Here is a 10,307-nt window from a genome sequence, read left to right as displayed (position 1 = left end):
CTGCGATCTTTTGATTTTGATCCAAAAAAACAAGATCAAAAGATCGCAGCCTTCGGCAGCTCCTACAGGGACATCGAACCGAGATTTAACCGATGAGACCGAGCCATGCACAACAACAATAAAGAGCTGACCCTCAGCGCCCCGCTCAGCGGCCCGGTGCTCACGCTCGCCAAAGTCCCGGACGCGGTGTTCGCCAGCGGCGCGATGGGCGACGGCATTGCCATCGACCCGATCAACGACACGCTGTATTCGCCGTGCGCCGGGGTGATCATCCACGTCGCGCGCACCGGCCACGCGCTGACGGTGCGCGCCGACAACGGTGCGGAAATCCTCCTGCACCTTGGGCTCGACACCGTTGAGTTGAACGGCGAAGGCTTCTCGATGCTGGTCAAGGATGGCACCCGCGTCAGCAAGGGTCAGCCGTTGTTGCGCTATGACCTGGACAAGGTTGGCCAGCAATGCAAAAGCCTGGTCAGCCTGTTGATCCTGACCAACAGCCAGGATTTTCAAGTGCGGCCGATTACGCTGAAAGCGGTGAAGGTTGGCGAGCCGCTATTGCACATTGTTGCGCGTAACAGCGTGGCGGCGAATGTCGCGGAGGTCGGCGGACCTGAGATTCACGGTCATGTGCTGGTGGCTCATCGCGGTGGTTTGCATGCACGCCCGGCGGCGTTGATTCGGCAAACTGCGCAAGCTTTCAAAAGCCAGTCGCAACTGCACTTCGCCGGTAAATCGGCGCCGTGCAACAGCCTGATCGGTTTGATGGGGCTGGCGGTTGGCGAGCAGGACGAAGTGCAGGTCAGCTGTCAGGGTCCGGACGCTGAAGCGGCGTTGCAAGCGTTGCTCACCGCGTTGGCGACAGCCCTGCCGGATGAACATCACGCTGCCGCGCCGGTCAGTATTGCGCCTCTTAAACGCCCCGCCGAAGCAGGTGTGCTGCACGGTGTGTGCGCCGCGCCCGGACTGGTCGGCGGGCCGCTCTTTCGCTTGAACGCGATCAGTTTGCCGGCGGATGCCGGTCATCATGATCCGCTGCAACAACTGCAGATTCTTGAGACGGCGCTGACTCAAGTAAGGAGAGAAATCGACGGCACCCTCGCCCAAGCGAAAACACACAAGAACGCCGATGAAGAAGCGATCTTCGCCGCGCATCTGGCACTGCTGGAAGATCCAGCGCTGCTCGACGCCGCGCAGCAAGCCATCGAACAAGGCACTGCGGCGACTCACGCGTGGAGTCAGTCGATCGATGTGCAGTGCGAAGTCCTGCAACACACCGGCAGCGCGCTGCTGGCTGAGCGCGCCAACGATCTTCGCGACCTCAAGCAACGCGTGTTGCGGGCATTGCTCGGCGAAGCATGGCATTACGACGTGCCGGCCGGCGCCATTGTTGCCGCTCACGAACTGACACCCTCGGATCTGCTGCAACTCAGCGCGCAAGGCGTTGCCGGGTTATGCATGGCCGAGGGTGGTGCGACCTCGCATGTGGCGATTCTCGCGCGTGGCAAAGGTCTGCCGTGCATGGTGGCGTTGGGTTCGGCCTTGCTTGATCAGCCGCAAGGCCAAGCGGTGGTGCTCGATGCCGACGGTGGACGCCTCGAACTGACGCCGAATGCCGAACGTCTGGCTGAAGTTAAGCAGGCGCAAATTGATCGTCAGCAACGCCGCGACGCACAGCAAGCCAAGGCTCACCTGCCTGCAGAAACCCGCAATGGCGTGACCATCGAAGTCGTCGCCAACGTCGCCTCCAGCGCTGAAGCCGCAGACGCCTTTGCCAATGGTGCCGATGGCGTCGGTTTGCTGCGCACCGAGTTCCTCTTCGTTGATCGTCAGACCGCTCCGGATGTCGAAGAACAGCGTGCGGCCTATCAAGGCGTACTGGACGCGATGGGCGAGCACTCGGTGATCATCCGCACCATCGACGTCGGCGGCGACAAACAACTCGAATACCTGCCGCTGCCCATCGAAGCCAACCCGGTGCTCGGTCTGCGCGGCATTCGTCTGGCTCAGGCCCGCCCGGAGATCCTCGATCAGCAACTGCGCGCGCTGCTGCAAGTCAGCCCGCTGCGCCGCTGCCGGATCCTGTTACCGATGGTCACTGAGGTCGACGAACTGCTGCACATTCGTCAACGCGTCGATGCGCTGTGCCTGGAACTCGGTGTCAGTCAGCGCCCGGAAATCGGCGTGATGATCGAAGTCCCCGCCGCCGCTCTGCAAGCCGAACAACTCGCCGAACACGCCGACTTCCTCTCGATCGGCACCAACGACTTGTCGCAATACACCTTGGCCATGGATCGCGATCACGCCGGTCTCGCCGCACGGGTCGACGCCTTGCACCCCGCGCTATTGCGCCTGATCGCCATGACCTGCGAAGGCGCGGCAGTCCACAAGCGTTGGGTCGGCGTCTGCGGCGCCCTCGCCTCCGACCCGCTGGCGACGCCGGTACTGATCGGTCTGGGCGTTACCGAACTGTCGGTCAGCCCGGTGCAGATTGGGGAAATCAAGGATCGCGTGCGCCAGGTACACGAAGCCGAATGCCAGCGCCTCAGCCGCGACCTGCTCAAGCTGAGTAGCGCCGCCGCCGTGCGCCACGCCTGTCACCAACATTGGCCTCTGCGCTAACAAAAACAACAAGGACAAACGCCATGTACCAACTCTTCATCGAAGGCCTGCAACGCCTCGGCCGCGCGCTGATGCTGCCGATCGCGATCCTGCCGATTGCCGGCCTGCTGCTGCGGCTGGGTGACACCGACCTGCTGAACATCGCGATCATCCACGACGCCGGTCAAGTGATCTTCGCCAACCTGGCAATGATCTTCGCCATCGGCATCGCGGTCGGTTTTGCCAAGGACAACAACGGTACTGCCGGTCTGGCCGGGGTAATCGGTTATCTGGTGATGATCTCCACGCTCAAGGTGCTCGATTCAACCATCAACATGGGCATGCTCGCCGGTATCGTCAGCGGCCTGATGGCCGGCGCGCTGTACAACCGCTTCAAGGACATCAAGCTGCCGGAGTACCTCGCATTCTTTGGTGGTCGACGGTTTGTGCCGATTGTCACCGGGTTCGCGGCGGTCGGTCTGGGCGTGGTGTTCGGTTATATCTGGCCGCCGATCCAGCACGGCATCAACGCCTTCGGCGCGCTGATGATGGAAAGCGGCAGCATTGGCGCGTTCGTGTTTGGCGTGTTCAACCGCCTGCTGATCGTCACCGGACTGCACCACATCCTCAACAACATGGCGTGGTTTGTGTTCGGCAACTTCACCGACCCAACTACCGGGGCATTGGTGACCGGCGACCTGTCGCGCTACTTCGCCGGTGATCCGAAGGGCGGCCAGTTCATGACCGGCATGTTCCCGATGATGATCTTCGGCCTGCCGGCGGCGTGTCTGGCGATGTACCGCAACGCCCTGCCGGAACGCCGCAAAGTGATGGGCGGGATTTTCCTGTCGATGGCTTTGACTTCGTTTTTGACCGGGGTGACCGAGCCGATCGAATTCGCCTTCATGTTTCTGGCGCCGCTGTTGTATTTGCTGCATGCGCTGCTGACCGGGTTGTCGATGGCGATTACCAATGCGCTGAACATTCACCTCGGCTTCACCTTCTCCGGCGGCTTTATCGACATGGTCCTGGGCTGGGGTCGTTCGACCAACGGCTGGCTGGTGATCCCGGTCGGGCTGGCCTATGCCGTGGTGTATTACGCGGTGTTTGATTTCTGTATTCGTCGCTTCAATCTGAAGACGCCGGGGCGGGAGGATGTCGCTGTCAGTGAAAAAGCCGTACTGACTGAGAACGAACGCGCCAGTGCTTACATCAAGGCATTGGGTGGGGCGGAGAATTTGGTCACCGTTGGCGCCTGCACTACGCGGTTGCGCCTGGAGATGGTCGATCGCAACAAGGCGTCGGATGCTGAGCTGAAAGCGCTGGGGGCGATGGCGGTTGTGCGTCCGGGCAAGGGTGGAAGTTTGCAGGTGGTTGTCGGTCCAATGGCGGACAGTATTGCTGATGAGATTCGCCTGGCGATGCCGGCGCTGGGGCGTGCAGTCCTGATGGAAACCGCTGTTGCCGCTGATGAGCCAACAGCAGTGATGGTCGCCGGTTTTGAAGCGCAGCAATGGCTGAATGCCCTGGGCGGCGGCAACAATGTGCTGCAACTGAACTGCATTGCGATGACGCGGATTCGCCTGCAATTGGCGGATGGCACGGCCTTGTCTGAGGCAAAGTTGAAAGCACTGGGTTGTCAGGGTGTCAGCCAGCTGGAAGGCGGGATCTGGCATCTGCTGGTGGGCGATAAAGCAGCGAGTCTGAGTGGCGCGCTGGAGAACTTGGTCAATCGCATCGAGGTCGGTGCCAGGGCCTGACATGAGGGTGCGCGCGCCGGACTTATAGCGAGTTCGGCGGCACGCCCCCGCTCGCCGAACCTTGCGCGCGACAGACAACACCTGGTGCGCGGGCGTCCTTCAATACATATGTACCACCACTGCCACCGCCATCCTCGCCATGCTGAAGACTCTTCCCACCAGCATGGAGGCTGTGCCGATGAGCACTTCCGCTGTAGCCACGCCCGAAGAGGTCAGAAACGATCTCAATCAGATCGGCCACCACCTTTTCAAGATCGAGCCCCCGCTGCTCTCTGAACAGCCACCGACGGCCGAGCAGGCGTACCTGAAGCGCCTGAACGAGCAGTTGAACACCTACCGTGAACACTTCCTGCAGCGTAGCCGTGCGCTTTATCAGGCACTGGCAACCAGTGACCTGCACAGCGATGCCGGGAAGAAGCTGATCGCGACACTCAAGATCAGGCTCAACACGCAATTGATCAATATGGATCTTCGCGATCTGATCGATGGCAAACCCGCCAAGACATTTTTGAAGTACGACGCTGGCTTCACCGCCATCGGCCACGAGGCGCGACAGGCTGTAAAGGATCGTCTGCTGCATCCGCAAGCCGGTGCACTTCTGGAAAAAACGACACTTGGGCCAATGCTGCGTCCGGCCATGTACGCTCTGCAGTTCGGTTATCAGGGAATCACCGTCGAGCTGGCCGGCGCCTTTGTGATCACTGAAAAGGACCGCCCCAGGGTCAGCGACCTTTTGACTGATCAAAGCGTCGGCTATGTTGTGCTGTTTACGCCGACAAGAGGCATTGAGTACTTCGACTCTCTGGCCGACCTCGATAGCCATTTGCTTGATTACCTCAAAAAAGCCACGGGCCCCGACGGATTCCTGCATTTGTTGCCGACGCGTTATCACAACGTCGGCGCCGCAGGGATCTGGCCGCTGCAACTGACGCCGATCGACAGCAAACCATTGTTTGAACATACCTACGATGCCTTGATCGATAAACGCATGCAGGACATCGAGCGCGCGTTGAGCTTTGACGACAACCCGCAACAAGACGTTGCACTGCTGCTGGCGGCCCTCGATCGGGCCATCGCGGTCTCACTGCCGGACCTCACGCAGCGCCTGGAACTGCGAGCGCAAATCTTATTCGAACGCCACCTGCGCAACAGCGCTCCGGATTGGTATCGCAGCGCCAGCACAATGAAACAGACCGAGCTGGCGCAGCAGGCAGGCAACTACCATCAGGCACGGCAAACACTGCTCGATTTGATGGGACCGGCGGCCAGCCTGATGGCACTGGCCCGGCATCAATGGCTTGAGTGCCTCAGCGACGATCTGGAAATCGATGATCTGGATCCCCAAAACCTGCATATCAGCACTGATCGTCGGGTAGCCGGGTACGGTGTCTTTGAGCATCGGCGCAACCTGATCGATCTGTCCCTGCGCGGACCGCATACCGGCGATGAATTGTCGGGTTCGGAGTTTCTCAGCCATACCACCCTCACCTACAACGATGCGCCCCTGCCGGCATCGTACTCGGACGTTACGCCAGCATGGCTTGTCGAGCAGGCGTTGAAGCTGCAGCCGCGCATCGACTTCAACCATTTGCAGAAGGAGATGCAGGCGCGCTCGACCATAAGGCCAGCCCTCGAGCACATGCTGGATCAACGAATCCTCGCGCTCGCTCGCACAGCAGTGCTGCAGGGCCATTTGTTCGACAGTGACTTGCAGCTTATCCGCGACCTGCGCAGCGCCAGCGACTCACGCCTGCGTGCCGCGACGTTGGCCCTGCACGGCGCGCAATTACAGGATCTGTGGGTACTCCGACAAAGCGACAGCGCCGGTGCCGTTACACGCGTATTGCTCTGTACACCACAAGCGCCACGAGAACGGCAGTTGCAGGCGTTCGCCAGCGAACTTGAATGCCAGACCCATATCCTTGGTTGGGCCGGGCACAGCGATGACGCCAACAGCATGGCCGGCTACCTGATCAGCCGTGCCCCCCTGCGTTTTCGTCAAAGCCTGCACAAAGTGCTCTCCGGTCTGAGCCTCAAGCCAGAGGACCAGGAACACAAAAAGGTCACCTTCGAAAACTCCGGCAATCATCTCGTCTGCCTTCGGGCTATGGCCGACCACATCTTGGCGACTCGGATCGACGACTATGATTTCGGCACTCCCGTGTGGTATCGCACGACCACAATTGCCAACCGCAGAAAGCTGTCGACATTATCTGAAGAGGCCGAGGGCACGTCGCAGGCTTTCGCCAGACACAAGCTATCGGACAGCCGCTTTCCAGGCTTTGAGGCGTTCGTGCATGAACAAGCGAAAAAAAGCCTGAACCAATTGCTCAAGCGCCCGGCCAACGATGTTGACCCGGATACTGTCTGGGCCTACTCGCCGCTCTCTATCGTGCGTTCGGCGACGCCGGAACCGGTGAACTACACCCGCTTGTACCGCGACGGGTATGCCGACGGCATCGGTTTTCTCGATGAAAAATTTTCGCGCTCGGCGCGCTTCAAAGGGCCACCGGGGATCGATATCAGCCACCTGACCGCGCAGAATGTTGCGCGCTCGGTCAGGGGCGTCTGGATCGGTGAACGATACACCGCCAAGGTCAAAAAAGACCTGCAAGACCCGGCAAGCGAGGGTTACGATTTCAGGCGCAATACGACACTGGCCATTACCAAGCGCCAGATGAAATACGCGGCACTGGAATGCCGTCTGCAAGGCCATATCGCCAGCAATGATCTGGTATGGCTGGAGCAGAGTATCGACAGCATGGGTGACACATCCAGGCAGAGGCAAAAAAACTACCCGATTCACCGACTGATGATCGACGGTGAATGGGTCCTCGACAGCTGGCTGTTCAGCCATGACAAAAACCCGGTTCTGCTCTACACCCCTGGTGCTCCCGATGGCGTCAGCTTTCGCGAAGCCAGACTGTTCAATTACCTGCTGAAACAGCAGGACGGCATGATCGAGTATTTCACCCGGCGGGTGAGCGTTGAATCCCAGGCCAGGATTCGCACATTCCTCGAAGCCGCGAAAAATAGCCTGCCCGAGGATATCAACAAAACCACATCCAGCCTTGCACGTTACGACTCGACCCGCGCGGTGACGCCAGTCAGCGACCTGCGCCAGGGTTTATACAACATGAAACTGCAGCGCAAGATCGACAACGTTCACGCCACCACCACCGGCCGCACCGAGATGATTTCCGGCCTGATCTGGACGTGTGTCGAATGGGTCACCGCCATTGCCACTGCGCCCTTTCCGCTGTTGAGTCTGAGCACCGGCCTGCTGCTGGCATTCAAAGACGCCATGCTCGCTCTGCATGCTTATCGCCAGGGAAAAAACAGCGAAGCGTTCCAACATTTCCTCGGTTATCTGTTCAACAGTGCCGGTGCGGTATTGACCGATCTGCGTCCCGCCCTGCGCTCACTCAATCCCGTCAACCGCCCCCTACGCCTGGCCGCGGGCAGCGCCGCCAACGAGCAGGCGCGGGTCATGGCCCTGATCGATCAACTTGAACCCACTGCGCCGTCATCGGACATGCGACCGGTGGTTTATAAAGGCCGGCCGCTGTGGGCATCGCACAAGACTGATGCCGTCGGTCGTTACTTGCTCCATCGCCTGGACCCTGAAACCGGCAGATTTTTGTCGACCGGGATCCAGGCCATGCCCAACTCTGACGGCGTGATGGTGCGCAGTGGCGTGTCGGGCGGTGCACCGAAATACGAACCTGTGCCGCAGACACCCGGCCCGCACAAAGACTATGGCATGCCGCCCAAATACTGGGGCCGGATCGAAATGGTGATGAACCCGCAAACCAGAGAAGACATAATCAAAAAGGGTCAGGACTACATGGGTTCTTCACCCCAGCCCTATCTCTACGGCGCAGTCGAGGAACTCGCCTCCACACGCAAGACCTACCAGCAACAAGTCGAAAAACTGACCACGGATGCTACGCGTCACTTTGAACAACTCGCGCCTCTGCCTGTTCGCGCCGAAGTCCCCACTGTCGCCAGCGACACTTCATTTGCCCAGTTGATCGGCGGCAATGCCTTCACCCAAAAAAATCTGGTGATCGGAGCCGAGCCTGGCTCCATCGCCAGCAAACAGGTACTGATCAACGATATGGACGCGCTGATCGACAGGGGTTTCAAGTGCATCTATGTGGAATACCTGCCGGGCGACGTCTTCAACGTCAAACTGGAAAGGTTCAACCGAGGAAAATCCTGGAAGCACATCAAAACGCATCTGACCGCAGTCGATGCCGCGCTGGGCCATGGACCCGAAGCGCCATTTTCCTACGTGGCGCTGGTGCGCACGGCTCGAGAAAAGGGTTTGAAGGTCAAAGCACTGGACGCCTCGACCAGTTACAACCTGGACGGAGCCTTGCTGATGAGCGATGTTTCGCCACTGACCCAGCGCAACAACAGTGTCAGGAATTTCTACTCGTATAAAACCATAGCCGCCGATATGGCCGACGTACCTGACGAACGCTGGATTGCCCTGACCGACCACTCACGCATGACCACGTTTGATAACACGCCAGGTCTGGCCGACCTGCACGACGCCGTCGCGGTCCGTATCGAGGATATCGCAGCGGGGCAGCCTGCACGTATTGGTGTGGACTTACCCGGCGCCGCAGCCGGCGAAGCCACGGCCAAAAGCGATTATCATGTCGCCTTGGCCACGTCATACAAGGCCCGGCGGCCACTTCCTCAGCTACCAGAAGCTGACACCCCCAGCGCTCAGCATTTCAGCGAATTCGACATACCAGTGTCGATGCGTGACGACGTTGCTCAATTGCGCAGAGAACCCCACTCAATGGACCCCAGATACCGTCCGGCAGGACAAAAGCAGGCGCAGGCCTACGATGCCTTTCTCGCCAGCCGCGCACGCCTGGAGAAAACGGCGAGCGACGCTTTCACCGACTTCGTCCCCTCTCCTGGCGCCAAGTTGCCGCAGCTTGTCGATGGCACCGATTTCAAGGTTTTTTTAAGACAAATGGCTGACGGTCGTCTGAATCTGGTGATCGGCGAAGCGCATCACCATGTATCGAGCAAGGCGCAAATCAAGATCTACATGAAGACACTCAAGGAAGCCGGGTACGAAACGTTGTATATGGAGCATCTGATGACCGATCTGCACCAGGCCGACCTGGATCGTTTTTACCGCACCCATCGCATGCCCGAGCGACTCAAGACTTTTCTGAGTGACCAGGATAGCGGCCACATGCCTCTCTACACCGGTAACGATACTTACACCGAGGTGGTTCAGGCAGCCGCGAAATACAACCTGCGTATCAGGGCCCTCGACTGCACCGCCAGCTACCATCTCGAAGGTTTATATGACCCGAGCCTGTCACGAAACCAGATGTTCAGTTATTTCGCGACCCAGGTGATCGAGGCCGACCAACTGGCACACGGCCCGCACGAATGGGTGGCCTTTGTCGGCAGCGCCCATACCAATTACAACCTGGGCGTGCCCGGCCTGGCCGATACCCTTGGGGCCGCCGGCCTGCATATACGTGATGCTGCGCCTGAAGTGGCCAGTGGTGTCCATCGCGGGGTGTGGGAAGTTTCGCAATCCCCCTCCGGCAGTGGCACTTGGGCGTTACGCGGCGATTTTACGATGGAGGTCGCTGTTGCCGGAATGAACAAGGCTGCACCGGTTTTGCCTGTCGACCGGGGCAAACTGATCAAACCGGGCGACTTTCTGATCGAACATCCCAGCCCGGGCGAAACCACACTGGTGCACAAGTCCGGCACCGGCAACATCGTCACCACCCCCATCCAGGTGGATGACAAAGGCTTGCTTTACATTGATCGATGGGGCAAGAAAGACCTGCGTTTCAAGTATCTGCAGACGCTGATCAATATGCTTAAAGAGGACAAGGGCATGACGGCCGTAAGCTAAATTACCGGCCACAAAAAACCCGCTGAAATCACTCTCAGCGG

3 protein-coding genes are annotated in these 10,307 nt (G+C 59.5%); all 3 read left to right on the top strand.

Features of this window, described 5'->3' with window-relative positions:
• The first annotated feature begins 105 nt into the window (after nt 1–105).
• Nucleotides 106–2,619 (top strand): phosphoenolpyruvate--protein phosphotransferase, encoded by a 2,514-nt coding sequence (ptsP, locus tag PMI23_RS18255; protein WP_007909016.1) that lies wholly within the window; start codon nt 106–108, stop codon nt 2,617–2,619.
• Between the two features lie 23 nt (nt 2,620–2,642).
• Nucleotides 2,643–4,358: an N-acetylglucosamine-specific PTS transporter subunit IIBC gene (nagE, locus tag PMI23_RS18250; protein WP_007909017.1), complete on the top strand. Its 1,716-nt coding sequence runs from the start codon at nt 2,643–2,645 to the stop codon at nt 4,356–4,358.
• A gap of 178 nt (nt 4,359–4,536) precedes the next feature.
• The gene (locus PMI23_RS18245) at nt 4,537–10,266 is read left to right on the top strand and encodes a membrane-targeted effector domain-containing toxin (protein WP_007909018.1); all 5,730 of its coding nucleotides are present in this window, start codon (nt 4,537–4,539) and stop codon (nt 10,264–10,266) included.
• Nucleotides 10,267–10,307: the final 41 nt, after the last annotated feature.

It is taken from the genome of Pseudomonas sp. GM24 (assembly GCF_000282235.1).
In the GTDB taxonomy this organism is placed as follows: domain Bacteria; phylum Pseudomonadota; class Gammaproteobacteria; order Pseudomonadales; family Pseudomonadaceae; genus Aquipseudomonas.
The sequence above is the reverse complement of the archived record's forward strand: the minus strand, read 5'-3'. Positions and strand labels throughout refer to the sequence as shown.